13 protein-coding genes are annotated in these 16,039 nt (G+C 69.8%); 5 read left to right on the top strand and 8 right to left on the bottom strand.

What is annotated here, in order from left to right; all coding sequences use genetic code 11:
• The first annotated feature begins 140 nt into the window (after window positions 1-140).
• On the top strand, window positions 141-1,484 hold the full coding sequence (locus IG78_RS0136460) for a M14 family metallopeptidase (RefSeq protein ID WP_030572353.1): 1,344 nt from the start codon (window positions 141-143) through the stop codon (window positions 1,482-1,484).
• 67 nt (window positions 1,485-1,551) lie between these two features.
• On the opposite strand, the gene IG78_RS49745 is transcribed toward IG78_RS0136460, so the two are convergent.
• The 7 genes from IG78_RS49745 to IG78_RS0136490 form a co-directional block, all read right to left on the bottom strand.
• Entirely contained in the window at window positions 1,552-2,202 is a 651-nt protein-coding gene (locus tag IG78_RS49745; protein ID WP_157855995.1) for a hypothetical protein, read from the bottom strand.
• Complete coding sequence (locus IG78_RS0136465) at window positions 2,202-4,379, bottom strand: DUF6571 family protein (protein WP_030572356.1); 2,178 nt, start codon at window positions 4,377-4,379, stop codon at window positions 2,202-2,204. Before IG78_RS0136465 ends, IG78_RS49745 begins: the two co-directional genes overlap by 1 nt.
• Window positions 4,380-4,428: 49 nt before the next feature.
• On the bottom strand, window positions 4,429-4,845 hold the full coding sequence (locus IG78_RS0136470) for a hypothetical protein (protein ID WP_030572359.1): 417 nt from the start codon (window positions 4,843-4,845) through the stop codon (window positions 4,429-4,431).
• A 150-nt stretch (window positions 4,846-4,995) separates the two neighbouring features.
• The gene (locus IG78_RS0136475; RefSeq protein ID WP_030572362.1) at window positions 4,996-6,489 is read right to left on the bottom strand and encodes a GntP family permease; all 1,494 of its coding nucleotides are present in this window, start codon (window positions 6,487-6,489) and stop codon (window positions 4,996-4,998) included.
• Window positions 6,490-6,713: 224 nt separating this feature from the next.
• Complete coding sequence (locus IG78_RS0136480; RefSeq protein WP_030572365.1) at window positions 6,714-7,124, bottom strand: RidA family protein; 411 nt, start codon at window positions 7,122-7,124, stop codon at window positions 6,714-6,716.
• Between the two features lie 26 nt (window positions 7,125-7,150).
• Window positions 7,151-7,915, bottom strand: a complete 765-nt coding sequence (locus tag IG78_RS0136485) for an IclR family transcriptional regulator (RefSeq protein ID WP_030572368.1) — start codon at window positions 7,913-7,915, stop codon at window positions 7,151-7,153.
• On the bottom strand, window positions 7,912-8,934 hold the full coding sequence (locus tag IG78_RS0136490) for a sugar kinase (protein WP_249926157.1): 1,023 nt from the start codon (window positions 8,932-8,934) through the stop codon (window positions 7,912-7,914). The genes IG78_RS0136485 and IG78_RS0136490 overlap by 4 nt, the downstream gene beginning before the upstream one ends.
• A gap of 204 nt (window positions 8,935-9,138) precedes the next feature.
• On the opposite strand from IG78_RS0136490, the gene IG78_RS0136495 reads away from it, so the two are divergent.
• Together IG78_RS0136495 and IG78_RS0136500 are read left to right on the top strand one after the other, a co-directional pair.
• A complete protein-coding gene (locus IG78_RS0136495; RefSeq protein ID WP_225882368.1) occupies window positions 9,139-10,593 on the top strand; it encodes an alanine racemase in 1,455 nt (484 codons plus the stop codon).
• Window positions 10,594-10,858: 265 nt separating this feature from the next.
• Window positions 10,859-12,469: an N-acyl-D-amino-acid deacylase family protein gene (locus tag IG78_RS0136500; protein WP_030572376.1), complete on the top strand. Its 1,611-nt coding sequence runs from the start codon at window positions 10,859-10,861 to the stop codon at window positions 12,467-12,469.
• 50 nt (window positions 12,470-12,519) lie between these two features.
• Here IG78_RS0136500 and IG78_RS0136505 read toward each other — a convergent pair whose 3' ends face one another.
• A complete protein-coding gene (locus IG78_RS0136505; protein WP_030572380.1) occupies window positions 12,520-13,368 on the bottom strand; it encodes a S1 family peptidase in 849 nt (282 codons plus the stop codon).
• A gap of 333 nt (window positions 13,369-13,701) precedes the next feature.
• On the opposite strand from IG78_RS0136505, the gene IG78_RS0136510 reads away from it, so the two are divergent.
• Window positions 13,702-14,913: a pyridoxal phosphate-dependent aminotransferase gene (locus IG78_RS0136510; RefSeq protein ID WP_030572383.1), complete on the top strand. Its 1,212-nt coding sequence runs from the start codon at window positions 13,702-13,704 to the stop codon at window positions 14,911-14,913.
• A gap of 90 nt (window positions 14,914-15,003) precedes the next feature.
• Complete coding sequence (locus IG78_RS0136515) at window positions 15,004-15,414, top strand: SCO4983 family protein (RefSeq protein ID WP_030572386.1); 411 nt, start codon at window positions 15,004-15,006, stop codon at window positions 15,412-15,414.
• Window positions 15,415-16,039: the final 625 nt, after the last annotated feature.

Raw genomic sequence — 16,039 nt, forward strand, 5'->3', positions numbered from 1 at the left:
GGCCGCGACCATGGGCCAGCACGGCTCTGCCCACCGGCACCCGTGACCCGCACCACCCGCACGGCCCTCACACGGCACGCGCACCACCCGTACCGCACTCGCGTCGCACTGAACCACCCCCCACCCCCACAGGAGCATTCATGCGACTTCGTATCCGCGGAAAGAGATCAGCGGCCATCGCCGCCGTGCTCGCCCTCGCGGTGGCGGCGCCCCTGAGCGCCAACGCCTCCGACTCCTCCTCGCCGTCGGCCAAGAAGGCCGCGGCGGCCACCGCGGCGGACGAGAACGTCCGTCAGTACTCCATACCCGGCCCCTCGACTCCCGCCGAACGCACGGCCGTCGCCGCCACCGGCGTGTCCATCGACGAGGCCCACGACCACGCGGTCGTCGTCACCGCTGACGCCGCCCAGGCCAAGAAGCTGCGCGCCCTCGGCTACAAGCTCAAGGTCCTGCCCGCGCCGCCCGCACGGACCGACGGCAAGCGCGTCGAGGTACGGGACTTCCCGCCCGCCGACTCCCGCTACCACAACTACGCGGAGATGAACGCGGAGATCAACCAGCGGCTCCAGCAGTACCCGAACATCATGAGCAAGCGCGTGATCGGCAAGTCCTACCAGGGCCGGGACATCGTCGCCATCAAGATCAGCGACAACGTGGCCACGGACGAGAACGAGCCCGAGGTCCTCTTCACCCACCACCAGCACGCCCGTGAGCACCTGACGGTGGAGATGGCGCTGTACCTCCTGCGCGAGTTCGGCGCGGGCTACGGCGGCGACGCGCGCATCACCAAGATGCTCAACGAGCGCGAGATCTGGATCGTGCCGGACCTCAACCCCGACGGCGGCGAGTACGACATCGCCACCGGCTCCTACCGGAGCTGGCGCCTGAACCGGCAGCCCAACCCCGGTGGTGCCACCGGCACCGACATGAACCGCAACTGGAACTTCAAGTGGGGCTGCTGCGGCGGTTCCTCGGGCACGCCCGGCTCCGAGACCTACCGCGGCCGCGCCCCCGAGTCCGCCCCCGAGGTCAAGGTCGTCGCCGACTTCGTACGCAGCCGGGTCGTCGGCGGCAAGCAGCAGATCAAGACGGGCATCGACTTCCACACGTACAGCGAGCTGGTGCTGTGGCCGTACGGCTACACGTACAACGACACGGCGCCCGGCCTCACCCAGGACGACCACGACGCCTTCGCCACCGTCGGCCGCAAGATGGCCGCGAGCAACGGCTACACGCCCGAGCAGTCCAGCGACCTCTACATCACGGACGGCACCATCGACGACTGGCTCTGGGGCAACCAGAAGATCTTCGGCTACACCTTCGAGATGTACCCGCGCTCCGGTGGCGGCGGGTTCTACCCGCCCGACGAGGTCATCGAACGCGAGACGTCCCGGAACCGGGACGCTGTGCTCCAGCTTCTGGAGAACTCCGACTGCATGTACCGGTCCATCGGGAAGGAGCAGCAGTACTGCTCCGGCAGTTGACGGTAGTCAGCCCTGCACGGGCACGGCGAGGGTGTCTTCTCCAGAGCCTCTCGCCGTGCCCCTGACGTCACTCGGCTCGCGGCCGCCCGAGACTCGGCGAGCCGCTCGGGAGAGCCGGGCTGCCGCCGCACTTGTATACGTCCCGGGCGGCCAGGCGGAGGGTTTCTGCGGTCAGTTCGGCGAAGGCTTTGGTGTTCGAACCAGCGGACGCGGAGCGGTCCACGTCGTGAACACTCGCCTCGATGATGCGGGGGTTGCCCTTCGTTGGGCAATTCAACAGCAACACGGCCGCACGCTTCGAGGCATACCCTCGGGCTTCACCAAGTCGCAGCGGGGCACTTCCTGGCTCCTCGGCTTCGCGCTCGACCCTCTCCACCGCCTTATCGATGGTCTTGACCCTTTTCAGATCCAAGTACTGGAAGTACGTCACCGACAGTTCTCGATCGCCGGCGGCGATAGTGCAATCGGGCGTTGGCCCGGTATAGGGAACACCGAATTCTTCCCCGATGTCCTCCCAGTACTTGCTCCCGCTCTTCGGCAGGAGATCGGCTGCAAGGTTCCCGGGGAGCGTATTTCCGCATACCTGGTCCGGTACTGAGACGGCGGGTGCACTGGCGGGCCAAAGCTGCCATACGACTACGCCAACTGAAGACACCAGGGTCACTGAGACGGCCACCCAGAGGTTTCTCTTGCGCTTTGGCGCCACGGTCCCGGTCATCAGACTGCTCTACCTCCGTCCTGACGGGCAATCTCATAGTGCAGTTTCGTGCTTCGTTGCGCGGAATCTGCTACGACCACCGCCTCACCATGGCTGTATCCATGCTGTCTAGCTGCGCTGTAAACGGCGTCGTATGTACTACCGGTAGATTGTCGCCGCTGCTCCGCCAGAAATTCCTCCCTCTCTTGCTCCGCGCCCTCGCTGTTATCCTTGCTGTACCGTTCAACGACACTCTCACGTGTATCCTCCACGATCCAGCCAACGACATCGTTGACGTAGGGAATATCGCTCACACCGAGGCTGATTGCGCGCCCCGCCCACTTTCCTGCAGTGTCGATGGAACGATTGAATTCCTCGTCGGACGCGATCCTTTCGTCGTAGACGGATCGCGTCCGAGCTTCGGCCATGATTCCGGCGATCTCGGAACCCGGGGCAACCTTGTTGTTCACGTCGCCGTTTACCGTGTCCCTTGCTAGACCGTGGGGGTTCTGGAGGGTCTCGTCCACAAGTTGCGTCGTGACGGACTGCTGGGAATTCAGAATGGCGCCGTAGGCTCCGGGGTCCGTGCCCACCGCTCCCAGGAAATCCCGCACGCTGGTTTCGCTGAGGCTGCCGAGGTTCGCGCTGCTGCCGTGGGTCGTGAGGGGCCTTTCGCCGTTGAGTCCGTCCTGGAAGTCCCGCATGTACTCCGCCGTGATGTTCCCCATGCTGCCCCGCAGCTTCGAATCCTCCAGGATTTCCGGGTTGCGGCCGTAGTGGTCCACGAGACGGTTGACGAAGGACGCGCTGGCGTCCGTGTGGGGCTTCGGTGGTGCGTCGGCGTCGTACGGGGTGCGGATGGCCGCCGATTCCAGGGCGTGGCCGAGGCTGGTCTCGTACTGGCCGCGGCCGGCGTCGCTCAGGCCTACGGCGTCCAGCGCCGTGAACCTGAGGTTGCGGGAGCCTTCCCCGTGGCCGACGAGGTAGTCCCAGTTGCTCTCGGCGCCGGAGCCGGTGTGGAAGAACTCCAGGGAAGCTTCCGGGTTGTGGCTGAGGGATTCCATGAGTCCGGAGACCGGGTCACAGGAGGATTTGCCCGGGGGGTGGTTGAGGTTTTCGGAACCCCAGGATGTGAAAGGCGGAAGTTTCCTCTCGTGCTCAAGGAGCTTGCCGCCGTAGTCCTGGAGGAACTTGGTTTCGAACTTCCCCTTGTGCATCAGGCTCGTCATGACCTCGAAGCCGAACGGTGGAGTGCCCCCGCCCCACCCCGGGGCAGCGGGAAGCCGTTTCCCGCCCGCCTCGATCATGTCCTTCTTCCACGCGTCCATCTCCGGGCTTTCGACCCGTGTGGCCCCGGCGAGTGTCAGGCTCAGATTGTCCTGCACATCACCGAGGATCTCGGCGCGTTCGGGCCCCACGGCACCCATCGTCCCGGCGGGGGCTGCGAGGTCGCGCCAGAAGCGGAGGGTGCCCTCGGCGCCCAGTCGGGTGGCGAAGCGCTCCGCGAAGGCGGGGGTGTCCTGATAGCGGCCGAGAGTGTCGTTGAAGTTCTTGAGCTTTTCGTCGCTCCATCCATCGACGCCGCCCTTGGCCACCTCCTTGGCCCAGCGGTCCGCGTCCACCCGGCCCTGAAGGCTCTTCGCGTGATCGAGGCTGTTCACCCGTACGTCGGAGAAGTCGTGCTTGCCGCGCGCCAGTTCCCGCAGCGCCCGTTCGGCAATCCGGTCCGTCTCGTCCGCTTCCTGGAGTACTCGCGTCGCGTCCCGCATGGTCGCGATCAGGTCCATCCGCGTGGGAGCACCGTCCTTGGCGGCGTCCTGCGGTGAACGGGCCTCCGCCCCGCCTGCGGGGGTGATGCGGATGTTGCGCTTCGCGGCGCTGTCCGCCACGCGCTCCATCTCGTTCTTGTGCCGCGTGAACGCCTTGAGCGCTCCCTGAAGGACCGCGAGGACGCTCTGCGCCGACGTGACGGCATCCTCGAACTCGGATGCCGTCTTGACCACGAACGCCTTGCCCACCGTGGCGTTGGCGCCCTTCCAGTCGGCCAGCTCCGCCTTGCGTTCGAGCAGGGCCGCGCTGTCACCGCCGCCCCCGCCGGCGGCCAGCTCACTCAGGCGTCGCGCCATCACCTCCCAGTCGTCCACGGCGGACGCCAGTTTGCCCAGCCGCAACCCGAGAAGGTCCTGAACCGTCAGCATGCCCTCGCCCCCGTCTCCGCACTCGCCCCCGTCTCCGCCCCCGCCTCCGTCACTTCATGTACTTGTCGATGACCGACACGGAGACGGACGTGGCGACGTCGTCGTCGTCCTTCTTGTGCTGTGCGCGCGTGAAGTCGAGGTGGTTGGAGATGTGCCCGCACGCGTCCACGAGGGTCCTCGACTTGGAGTTCCAGGCGTCGTGCAGCGTGGTGAGGGCGGCGCCCATGGCGAGCCCTTGTCCGGACAGCTCGACGGCGGCCCCGAAAGTGCTCTCCCGCGCGTGGTCGGAGTCCTTCCGGAGGCGGTCACGGAGCCGGTGAGCGATGCCGCCGAGCACGCCGAGCTCGTCGTCGTGGACGACGAGGTCCGCCGCCGCGTTCGGGCGGGACACGCCGTTGAGTCGCAGGCCGTCCGCCTGCCTCCGTGCGGCCGCGGCCTTCAACTGCTCCCACTCGTCCCACGACATCGCAGCCTCCCCCGCGCACGGCCAATACGACGGACCACTATAGCCACGCCCGTAACACAGGGTCGTAGCGTAATCACGCCAGGCTGCCGAGGTGCGACGTGGGGGGCACCCGGTAAGTCGCCGGGTGCCCCCCACGTCGTACGAAACGAGCTACACGAACAGACTCACCACGGCCGCCACCACGAACCCCGCCACCGAAAGCACCGTCTCCAGGACCGTCCAGGTCTTGAGGGTGTCGCGTTCGGAGATGCCGAAGTACTTGGCGACCATCCAGAAGCCGCCGTCGTTGACGTGCGAGGCGAAGATGGAGCCCGCGGAGATGGCCATGATGACCAGGGCCGTGAAGGCGTTGGAGTAGTCGCCCTCGGCGAGGAGGGGGGCCACGATGCCCGCGGTCGTGACGATGGCGACCGTCGCCGAGCCCTGGGCCACGCGCAGGACCACGGAGATCAGGTAGGCGAGGACGATCACGGGCAGGCCGACGTCGTTGAAGGTGTCCGAGAGGGCCTGGGCGACGCCGCTGCCCTTGAGGACGCCGCCGAAGATGCCGCCCGCGCCGACCACGAGCAGGATGTTGCCGACCGGCTTCAGGGACGCCGTCGACACCGTCTCCAGGGACTTGCGGGACCAGCCGCGGCGGATGCCGAGCAGGTAGTACGCCATCAGCAGGGCGATCGTCAGGGCGACGAAGGGGTTGCCGAAGAACTCGATGACGCTGCGGCCCGTGGAGGGGTCGAAGGCGATGGAGGAGAACGTCGCCAGGAGGATCAGGACCAGGGGGGTGCCGATGATCAGGAAGACGGTGGCGAGCGCGACCGGCTGCTCCTGCGGCTCACGGCCCGCGGCCCGCTGCTCGGCGATGACCGCCGCCCTGGCCTCCTCCGATGCCTCCAGCATGTCCTGCGGTACGGGGACGAAGATGCGCTTGCCGATCCACGCCGAGAACACCCAGGCCGCGAGGACCGCGGGGACGCCGCAGACGATGCCCATGAGGATGACCCAGCCGAGGTCGACCTTGAGCAGCCCTGCCGCGGCCACCGGGCCCGGGTGCGGGGGCAGGAACGCGTGGGTCATCGACAGGCCCGCGAGCAGCGGCAGGCAGTAGAGCAGGATCGACTTGCCGCTGCGCTTGGCGGCGGCGTACACGATGGGCGCGAGGACGAAGATGCCCACGTCGAAGAAGACCGGGATGCCGAAGATCAGGCCGGTCAGGCCCATGGCCAGCGGGGCGCGCTTCTCGCCGAAGAGGCCGAGGAGCCGCGACGCGAGGACTTCGGCGCCGCCGGAGACCTCCAGGATCGCGCCGAGCATGGTGCCGAGGCCGATGATGATCGCGACATGGCCGAGGATGCCGCCCATGCCGGACTCGATGAGCGAGACCGCGTCCGACTTCTGGACCGTGCCGAAGAGTTCGGTGACCGAGAGACCGGCCGCGAGGCCGACGGCTATGGAGACCGCGAGGAGCGCGACGAACGGCTGCAGCCGCACTTTGATGATGAGGAAGAGCAGCAGCAGGATGCCGAGGGCGGCGACGGTCAGCAGACCCGCCGTGCCGTCGATGAGGGCCATCAGGCCACCGGTGTGCGGCGGTGCTTCTGCTGGGGCGGTGGCCGCGAGCGGCACGGAGAAGGTGGACGGGGACATCGTTGACCTCGTAAGTGCATGGAGCTTTCTGGGGCAGGGGGGATCGCGGCACGGCGCCTCGGGGTGCCGGGGCGGCGCACCGTGATGACGTACGGCTTGCTTGCGGGGGGTGAGGGGGATGTTGGGGGGGCGGGGCCGTGGGCGGGGAGGCCGGGTACGGGCCTCCCCCACCTCAGCCGCGTACCGGCGGTCGGCCGGGTGCAGCGGTCAGGCCGCCGCGACGGTCAGCCGAGTACGGCCAGCGCGTCGATCTCGATGAGCAGGCCCTTGGGCAGGCCGACGTACACCGTGGTGCGGGCGGAGGCGGGGGCCTTGAGGCCCTGCTCCTCGAAGTACTGGTTGTAGATCTCGTTCATCTCAGCGAAGTGGTCCACGTCCGTGAGGTAGACGCGCATCATCATCACGTCGTCCCAGGTGGCGCCGCCCTCTTCGAGGATCGCCTTGACGTTGGCGAAGGTCTGGAGGGTCTGCTCGCGCAGGGTGGGCCCGGCGGGGGTGGGGGCCTTGCCCTCCTCGGCGGGCAGGAAGCCGACCTGGCCCGCGACCTGGAGGATGTTGCCCTTCTTGACGCCGTGGGAGAACTTGGCGGGCGGGGTGGTGTGCGTTGCCGGGGTGATGGCGGTCTTCTCGCTCATGATGTTGCCTTCTTCGTAGGGGTGGTTCACAGGGCGTGCCGGGCGTCCGGTACGGCGCCCGAGTACTCCCTGCTGATGGCCTCCGCCGTACGCCGTACCAGCGGAAGGAGCTTGAGGAGTTCCTCGGCCGTGACGACGACGTTCGGCGCGGACACCGACATGGCGGCGACGACCCGGCCGTCCGCGCCGCGGATGGGGGCGCCGACGCAGTTGATGGACTCCTCGTGGCCACCGAGGTCGGTGGCCCAGCCCTGCTCGCGCACCTGCGCCAGCTCCCTGAGGAAAGCGGCGGCGTTGGGCGTCGAGCGGGACGTGTACGCGGGATAGTCGAGCTTCTCCGCGAAGGCGCGGCGCTCGGCTTCGGGGAAGTCGGAGAGCAGCAGCTTGGCGACGGCGGCGACGGTGATGGCGACCGGCTTGCCGATGCGCGAGTACATGCGGACCGGGTAGCGGCTCTCCACCTTGTCGATGTAGAGCACCTCCTGCTCCTCGTACACGGCGAGGTGGACGGTGTGGCCGCACTTCTCGTTGAGGGCGAGCAGGTGGGGGTGCGCGATCTCGCGTACGTCGAGGTTCTCCACGGCTTCCTGGGCGAGCGCGAAGAGGCGGGCGCCCAGGCGGTAGCGCTGGTCGGACTGGCGGAAGACCAGGCCGTGTTCGTGCAGGGTGCGAAGGAGGCGCAGGGCCGTGGACTTGTGGACGCCCAGGCGCTCGGCGACCTGGCCGAGATCGGCGGGGCCCTCGGCGAGCAGGGGCAGGATCGACAGGGCGCGGTCGACGGTCTGGCTCATGACGTTCGTACCTCCTCGTCGGCCACGGTCGTGGCCCGGGTGGGATCCGCCGCCGTCCAGCCTGGCCCGAGACGCAGGGTCTCCCAGCCAACTGGGTCCAGGGCGGCGAGCGCGTCGGCGTGGCCGCGGGACGCGGGTGTGGCGAGGTCGCCGGGCACGGTGAGGGCGGCGGCGGCCATCAGGTGGCCGTGCCGCAGTCGGTGCTCGGCGGACAGGCCGCGCAGGGTCGCGGAGAGGAAACCGGCGGCGAAGGCGTCGCCCGCTCCGACGGGCGCGACGACGTCGACGTGCAGGGCCGGGACGAACGTGGCGGTGTCGCGGCCGGTGGCGGGGTCGTTGGCGAGGACCGTGGCGCCGTGCGCGCCCTGCTTGACGACGAGCACGTCGGGCCCGGGCAGCGCCTCGCGGATCGCCGCGGTGCCGCCGGTGACGCCCCAGGCCGCCGCGGCCTCGTCCTCGCCGACGAACACGATGTCGGCGCCGCGGGCGAGGTCGAGCAGCACTTCGGCGCCGCCCTGCTCCCGCCAGAGGCCGGGGCGGTGGTTGACGTCGAAGGAGACGAGGGAGCGGCGGCGCCCGGCGCCCCGGTCGCACAGGGTGCGTACGAGGGCGAGGCAGTCGGCGGACAGCGCGGGTGTGATGCCGGAGAGGTGAAGCACCCGCCCGGACCACAGGGCTTCGTGGTCCACGGTGTCCGGGGACATCGCGGAGGCGGCGGAGCCCGCGCGGTAGTAGACGACTTCGTGGGCGTCGGTGTCGCGGTCGTCGGCGGTGCGGAAGTAGATGCCGGTGGGGCGGTGCGGGTCGCGGCCGACGGCGGAGGTGTCCACGCCGTACCGCCCGATCGCCTCCACCAGGTGGTCGCCGAAGCCGTCGGCTCCGACACGGCTGACCCAGCGGGCGCGGTGGCCCGCGGCGGCGAGCGCGCAGACGACGTTGGACTCGGCGCCGCCGATGCCGCGTTCGAAGGACGGCACGTCGGCGATCCTGCCGGGTCGCGACGGCAGGAAGGTCACCATCGACTCGCCCAGGGCCACCACGTCGGTGTCCAGGGAGTTCGTGTCTCCGCCGCCTGCTCGGGTCACGTCGGTGTCAGCCCCTCATTCGCTTCCCGGGTCCGTTGACCCGGCGTTGGCTCGGATGTTAGACAGCAGTAAGCGACATACGCAATGAACGTTGCATATCTTGCAACGCATGCGTGGAAGAGGCACGAGGAGACGTCCATGGCCGCCGAAAAGTCCGCCGAGCAGCCCGCCACAATGTCCGCCGAGCAGCCCGTCGACCAGTCCGTCGACCAGTCCGTCGAGCGGCGTGCCGACCAGTCCGTCGAGCGGCCGACCGGGCAGCCGGTCGGGAAGCCGGTCGGGAAGCCCGTGCCGGAAGCCGTCGCACGCCTTGCCGAAGAGCGGGTCGACCCCCGCTTCAAGGCCCTCCCGCCGGACAGCGACGGCCTGACCGTCGGCGAGCTCGCCGCCCAGCGCCGCAACCTCTTCACCGGCGGTTTCACGACCCCCGTCCTCGCACTCTCCGCCGAGCGCCTCGAACACAACCTCGCACTCATGGAGCAGTACGCGACCCGGCACGCCCTCACCTTCGCGCCGCACGGCAAGACCTCGATGGCGCCCCAGTTGTTCTGGCGTCAGCTAGAGCACGGCGCCTGGGGCATCACCCTCGCGGTCCCCCACCAGGTGCGGGTGGCCCGCGCGTTCGGCATCCGGCGGATCTTCCTCGCCAACGAGCTGGTCGACGCGGCGGCCCTGCGCTGGCTCGCCGCCGAGCTCGACGCGGACGCCGACTTCCGCTTCATCTGCTACGTCGACTCCGTACGCGGCGTGCAGTTGATGGACGCAGCCCTGCGCGCGGCGGGCGCGCGCCGCCGCGTGGACGTCGTCGTGGAACTCGCCGCCGGTGACGGCGCCCGCACGGGTGCCCGCACCGAGGCCGAGTGCGCGGCCGTCGCCGACGCGGTCGCCGCGACGGGCACGCTGCGCCTCGTGGGCGTGGCCGGGTACGAGGGCGAGGTGCCGGAGCCCACCCCCGAGCGGGTGCGCACCTGGCTGCGGCGGCTCGTCGCGCTGGCCGCGGAGTTCGACGCGGCGGGCCGCTTCGGGGCAGGCCCGGCGGATCCGGCGGACCCGGCGGACCCGGCTTGCGACATCGTGATCAGCGCCGGTGGCTCGGCCTGGTTCGACGCCGTCGCCGACGTCTTCGCCGAGATCCCCGACCTCTCCCTGCCGGTCCTGAAGCTGCTGCGCTCCGGCGCGTACGTCTCCCACGACGACGGCCACTACCGCCATCTCACGCCCTTCAACCGCGTCCCCGACGAGGGCGCCCTGCACCCCGCCTTCCGGCTGTGGGCCCAGGTGGTCTCGCGGCCCACGCCCGAGCAGGCCTTCATCAACGCGGGGAAGCGGGATGCGGCGTACGACCTGGATCTGCCGGAGGTGCAGGTGATCCGGCGGGCCGACGGGACGGAGCTGCCCGCCGCGGGGGTCACCCTGCACGCCCTCTCCGACCAGCACGGGTGGCTCCGGACCGGGCCCGGTGTCGACCTCCAGGTCGGGGACTGGGTGGGGCTCGGGCTCTCCCACCCCTGTACGTCGTTCGACAAGTGGCAGCTCATTCCGCTGGTCGCGGCGGACGGAACGGTCACGGACTACGTCCGTACCTACTTCTGACCGCAGCGATCTCCCCAATCCCGCCCCTTCCCGAACCAGGGGCTCCGCCCCCTGGACCCCCGCTTGTCGGCGCTTCGCGCCTCGTCCTCAAACGCCGGACGGGCTGAAATACCCTCGCCGCACCGGCGACAGTCTGAGCCCGTCCGGCGATTGAGGACGAGGCCGCAGGCCGATACGGGGTCTGGGGCGGAGCCCCAGTTTCGGGAAGGGGCGGGGTTGGGGAGCCCCCGGCAGGGAACCAACCCGCACCCCAGAGAGGCACCCCATGGACATGGTCATCCGCGGCGCCCGCGTCATCGACGGCAGCGGCGAACCCTCGTACAGAGCCGATGTGTCGATAACGGACGGCCGCGTGGGCGAGATCCGCCGGGAGGGCGAGGGCCCCCGCCCCACGGGCACCCGCACGGTCGAGGCGGACGGCCTCGCCCTGGCCCCGGGCTTCATCGACATGCACGCCCACAGCGACCTGGCCCTCCTCCGCGACCCGGACCACAGCGCGAAGGCGGCCCAGGGCGTCACCCTGGAGGTCATCGGCCAGGACGGCCTGTCGTACGCGCCGGTCGACGACGCCACCCTCGCCCAGGTCCGCCAGGCCATCACGGGCTGGAACGGCGACGGCGGCGACATCGACTTCGACTGGCGCACCGTCGGCGAGTACCTGGACCGGCTCGACGGGGCACACGGCGGCCGCGGCATCGCGGTGAACGCGGCGTACCTGATCCCGCAGGGCACGGTCCGGATGTACGCGATGGGCTGGGACGACCGCGAGGCCACCGCGGCCGAGCTGGAGCGGATGAAGGACCTGGTCGCGCAGGGCATGCGGGAGGGCGCGGTCGGCATGTCGTCGGGCCTGACGTACACGCCGGGCATGTACGCGAAGGACGCCGAGCTGACGGAGCTGTGCCGGGTGGTGGCGGAGCACGGCGGTTACTACTGCCCCCATCACCGCAGTTACGGTGCGGGCGCCTTGGAGGCGTACGAGGAGATGGTGGAGCTGACGCGCTCCGCGGGCTGCCCGCTGCACCTGGCCCACGCCACCATGAACTTCGGCGTGAACAAGGGCAAGGCGCCGAGCCTCCTCGCGCTCCTCGACGACGCGCTCGCGGCCGGTGCCGACATCACCCTCGACACCTACCCGTACACGCCCGGCTGCACGACGCTCGTGGCGATGCTGCCGAGCTGGGCGAGCGAGGGCGGCCCCGACGCGATCCTCGCCAGGCTCCAGGACGACGGGACGGCCGCGCGGATCCGCCACCACATGGAGGTCATCGGCGCGGACGGGTGCCACGGCGTGCCCATCGAGTGGGACACCATCGAGATCTCCGGCGTCTCCGACCCGGGGCTCGCCTCCTGCGTGGGCAAGACGATCAAGCAGTCGGCGGACATGCGCGGCGAGGAGCCGTGGGTCACGGCCCGGCGGCTGCTCATCGCCGACAGGCTCGGCTCGACCATCCTCCAGCACGTCGGGCACGAGGAGAACGTGCGGGCGATCATGCGCCACCGCGTGCACACCGGTGGCAGTGACGGCATCCTCCAGGGCTTCAAGCCGCATCCGCGGGCGTACGGGACCTTCCCGCAGTACCTCGGCAAGTACGTACGGGAGCTCGGGGTGCTGTCCCTTGAGGAGTGCGTCGCGCACCTCACCTCGCGCCCTGCCGCCCGGCTCCGCCTGCCCGACCGGGGCCTCGTCCGCGAGGGGTACCGCGCCGACCTGGTCCTCTTCGACCCGGACACGGTCGCGGCGGGCTCGACCTTCGACGCGCCGCGCACGCTGCCCGTGGGCATCCCGCACGTCTTCATCGACGGCAGGCCGGTGATCGAGGACGGCCGGCGCACGGACGTCCTCGCGGGACGTTCCGTACGCCGGACCGCTTAGGTTCTCGCGACTCTCAGGGCTTTCGAGGCGTCACAGGGCTCGGGTCGGGGTCAGGGCTTGGGGAGCGTGCAGTTGGGGCGGTTCAGGTCGATCTTGTTGCCCGCGCCGACACAGGGGACGACGGTGTAGGTCTGCTGGCCGTAGTTGATGCCCTGGCGGACCGTCACCTTGCCGTTCTCGTCGACCTCGCAGGGGTTGTTGTCGGTGCAGCGCTCGCCGCTCTCGTTGCCGGTGTTGTTGACGGCGACGACCTTGCCGGTCGCGTTGTCGACCACCGGCGATCCCGACGTGCCGCCGATCGTCTGGCAGGCGGAGGTGTAGCGGACCGAGTCCTTCCAGGTCCAGCGCCCCTCCTTCAGTTGGTACGCGAAGCCGTCGACGTTGCACTTGTACATCCGCTTCCAGTAGCCGGACACGACCGTGATGGCCTTGCCCTGCGCCGGACGCGCGGAGTCCAGTTCGAGCGCCTTGATGCCGTACCGGCTCTCTATGTCCTTGTAGGTGCTGGTGAGCTGGTACAGCGAGAGGTCGGTGTCGGTCATCGTGCCGTACGCGATCTTGCTGGCGCGTACGGTGCCCGCGTTGCCGCCGCTCGCGTTCAGGAGCGTGAAGCTGCGGGTGGACGGGCGGTCGACGAGGACCTGTCCCGGCGCCGGGAAGCCGGTCTCCAGGCAGTGGCCGTTGGACATCACGAGCGCGGGGTCGGTGGGCTGCGAGGACGGTACGCGGACGACGGAACCGGAACAGTTGCTGAGCGCCACGGTCCCGGCGTAGCTCACGGCCTTGACGGCCGGTGCCTTGACGGCCGCCGGTGCGTCGTCGCCGACGGCCGCCGCGGGTGCCACGGTCGCGCCGAGGATCAGCACGCCGAACGCGGCACCGACGAGAGGCTTGTTCATGTGGGGGTCCCCTCTGGGATGACTCTGTGACCGAAGGATCTCTTCGGTTTTGTCATGCGCATTGTTCGGGCCCCTGGGCCTTCACGACAAGACCGCGTGCGGCCAAGTGCCCCGAAGGGGCGCGGGGAACTGCGCGCTCAGCGCGCGACGGGCCGCAGTCGCGTCTGCTCGCCGACACGGCAGACGCGGCCGCGGCTCTGTCGTGATTGCTCGCGCCCCGTCAGGGGCGCGGGGAACTGCGCGAGCAACCGAGACGAGGCCCGCACTGACGAACAAGGGGGCAGTGACCGAGCTCTCCCCGTCAAAGGCGCCCCCGCCAGATACGCTCGCGGCATGCAGGTGATCCAGTCGACCAAGCTCGCCAACGTCTGTTACGAGATCCGGGGCCCGGTGCTCGAGGAGGCGATGCGCCTTGAAGCGGCAGGTCACCGCATCCTCAAGCTCAACACCGGAAACCCCGCAGCCTTCGGCTTCGAGTGCCCGCCGGAGATCCTGGAGGACATCCTCCGCAACGTCGGCGACGCGCACGGGTACGGCGACGCGAAGGGCCTGCTCGCGGCGCGCCGCGCGGTGGTGATGCACAACCAGACCCTCGGCATCGAGACCGACGTCGAGCACGTCTTCATCGGCAACGGCGTCTCCGAGCTGATCGTGATGGCCATGCAGGGCCTGCTCGACGACGGCGACGAGGTCCTGGTCCCGGCGCCGGACTATCCGCTGTGGACCGCCGCGGTCTCCCTCTCCGGCGGCACCGCGGTGCACTACCGCTGCGACGAGCAGGCGGACTGGATGCCCGACCTCGCCGACGTCGAGCGCAAGGTCACCGACCGCACCAAGGCGATCGTGATCATCAACCCGAACAACCCCACGGGTGCGGTGTACGACGAGGCGATGATCCGGGGCCTGACCGACATCGCCCGCCGCCACAACCTCCTGGTCTGCTCGGACGAGATCTACGACAAGATCCTGTACGACGGCGCCACGCACACGCCGACCGCCGCCGTCGCCCCCGATCTGCTCACGCTCACCTTCAACGGCATGTCGAAGGCGTACCGCGTGGCGGGGTACCGCGTCGGCTGGATGTCGGTCTCCGGGCCGAAGGCCCACGCGGCCTCGTACATCGAGGGGCTGACGATCCTGGCGAACATGCGCCTGTGCGCGAACATGCCGGGGCAGCACGGTGTCGTGGCCGCGCTCAGCGGGCGTCAGACGATCAACGACCTCGTCCTGCCCGGCGGGCGGCTGCTCGCACAGCGCGACGCGGCGTACGACCTGCTCACGCAGATCCCCGGGGTGACCTGCGTCAAGCCCAAGGGGTCGCTGTACCTCTTCCCGCGCCTGGACCCGAAGGTCTTCAAGGTCAAGGACGACCGTCAGATGGTCCTCGACCTGCTCCGCGCCGAGAAGATCATGGTGGTGCACGGCACCGGGTTCAACTGGCCGGAGCCCGACCACTTCCGGATCGTGACGCTGCCCACCGCGCAGGACCTGACGGAGGCCGTCACCCGGATCGGCACCTTCCTGGACGGCTACAGCCAGCCCTGAGCGCCGCTCGGCCCCAGCTCAGCCTTGGCTCAACTTTAGACACAATCTAATGTAGGATGACTTTCAAGCAACCCGCTTGGAGGCCATCTCATGTACGAGCCGATCCGCACCAAGTCGGTCCATGCCATGGCCGACCCGGGCGACTTCCCGCACCGCTCCCGCGAGGAGGAGCTGGACATCCAGCTCGCCGGTCATCTCGCCGCGCTGCTCGCCGTGACCGACGAGTTGCGTGCCCTTTCCCCCGACGCCGGGCTCGACTCGGCCGCCGAGCAGTTGTCGGCCCAGGTGGCCCGGTTGCGCGGGGGGCCGGCGCCGGTGCGGGCCTCGGTCGCCACCGCCATCCACGAGCCGCATCTGTCCGCGCTGCATCAGCGTGCGCATGCCCTGGCCGGGCGGGCGCTTGTCGTTGCGGCGTCGCGTGCCGATACGGGGGCGGCGATTCTGGCGGCCCGCCGCATGGAGGCCCACGCGGCGGCCACCTCTTTGGCGACCGCCGCGTAACCCCCCACTCCCCTATGGGGGCTGCGCCCCCGCTCCCCCTGCCATCGGCCCTCCGGGCCTCGTCCTCAAACGCCGGACGGGCTGAAATACCCGGCCCGGCACCGGAACCGAAATACGTGCCCCGGCACCGGAGCTGGATACCCGCCCGATGCCGGAGCTGAGATGCCCCGCCCGCCGCGAGCTGGGATACCCACCTGCCGCCGACTGAGGTACCCACCCAGCGCCGGAGCTGGGATTCCCGCCCGGCGTGTGCTGAGACACCAACCCGCCGCCGGAGCCGAGATACACACCCCGGCGCCCGAGCGCAGATACTCGCCCGCCCCCGGAGCCTGGATACGCCACTCGGCACCGGAGCCGAGGTAGCCCGCCCCACGCCGGAACCGAAACACGCGCCCCGGCGCCTGAACGTAGACACTCGCCCGCCCCGGAGCCTGGATACGCCACCCGGCGCCGGAGCTGAGATGCCCCGCCCGATCCGGAGCTGGGGTGTCCCGCCCGGCGGCGGAGCTGGGGTGTCCCAGCCAGCGTCGGGCGAGGCGGAATACCCCTCCGCGCCGGACGGGCTGATTTCAGCCCGTCCGGCGTTTGAGGACTAGCGCGCCAGCGCGATGAAAGGGCGGGCGGG

Origin of the sequence: Streptomyces aureocirculatus, assembly GCF_000720475.1 — a bacterium.
Taxonomy (GTDB): Bacteria; Actinomycetota; Actinomycetes; order Streptomycetales; family Streptomycetaceae; genus Streptomyces; species Streptomyces aureocirculatus.

Coding starts and splice junctions, on each gene's coding strand:
- IG78_RS0136495 (WP_225882368.1), top strand. CDS start 9,139: ATGGCCGCCGAAAAGTCCGCCGAGCAGCCCGCCACAATGTCCGCCGAG.
- IG78_RS0136480 (WP_030572365.1), bottom strand. CDS start 7,124: ATGAGCGAGAAGACCGCCATCACCCCGGCAACGCACACCACCCCGCCC.
- IG78_RS0136500 (WP_030572376.1), top strand. CDS start 10,859: ATGGACATGGTCATCCGCGGCGCCCGCGTCATCGACGGCAGCGGCGAA.
- IG78_RS49745 (WP_157855995.1), bottom strand. CDS start 2,202: ATGACCGGGACCGTGGCGCCAAAGCGCAAGAGAAACCTCTGGGTGGCC.
- IG78_RS0136475 (WP_030572362.1), bottom strand. CDS start 6,489: ATGTCCCCGTCCACCTTCTCCGTGCCGCTCGCGGCCACCGCCCCAGCA.
- IG78_RS0136490 (WP_249926157.1), bottom strand. CDS start 8,934: ATGGTGACCTTCCTGCCGTCGCGACCCGGCAGGATCGCCGACGTGCCG.
- IG78_RS0136470 (WP_030572359.1), bottom strand. CDS start 4,845: ATGTCGTGGGACGAGTGGGAGCAGTTGAAGGCCGCGGCCGCACGGAGG.
- IG78_RS0136510 (WP_030572383.1), top strand. CDS start 13,702: ATGCAGGTGATCCAGTCGACCAAGCTCGCCAACGTCTGTTACGAGATC.
- IG78_RS0136465 (WP_030572356.1), bottom strand. CDS start 4,379: ATGCTGACGGTTCAGGACCTTCTCGGGTTGCGGCTGGGCAAACTGGCG.
- IG78_RS0136515 (WP_030572386.1), top strand. CDS start 15,004: ATGTACGAGCCGATCCGCACCAAGTCGGTCCATGCCATGGCCGACCCG.
- IG78_RS0136505 (WP_030572380.1), bottom strand. CDS start 13,368: ATGAACAAGCCTCTCGTCGGTGCCGCGTTCGGCGTGCTGATCCTCGGC.
- IG78_RS0136460 (WP_030572353.1), top strand. CDS start 141: ATGCGACTTCGTATCCGCGGAAAGAGATCAGCGGCCATCGCCGCCGTG.
- IG78_RS0136485 (WP_030572368.1), bottom strand. CDS start 7,915: ATGAGCCAGACCGTCGACCGCGCCCTGTCGATCCTGCCCCTGCTCGCC.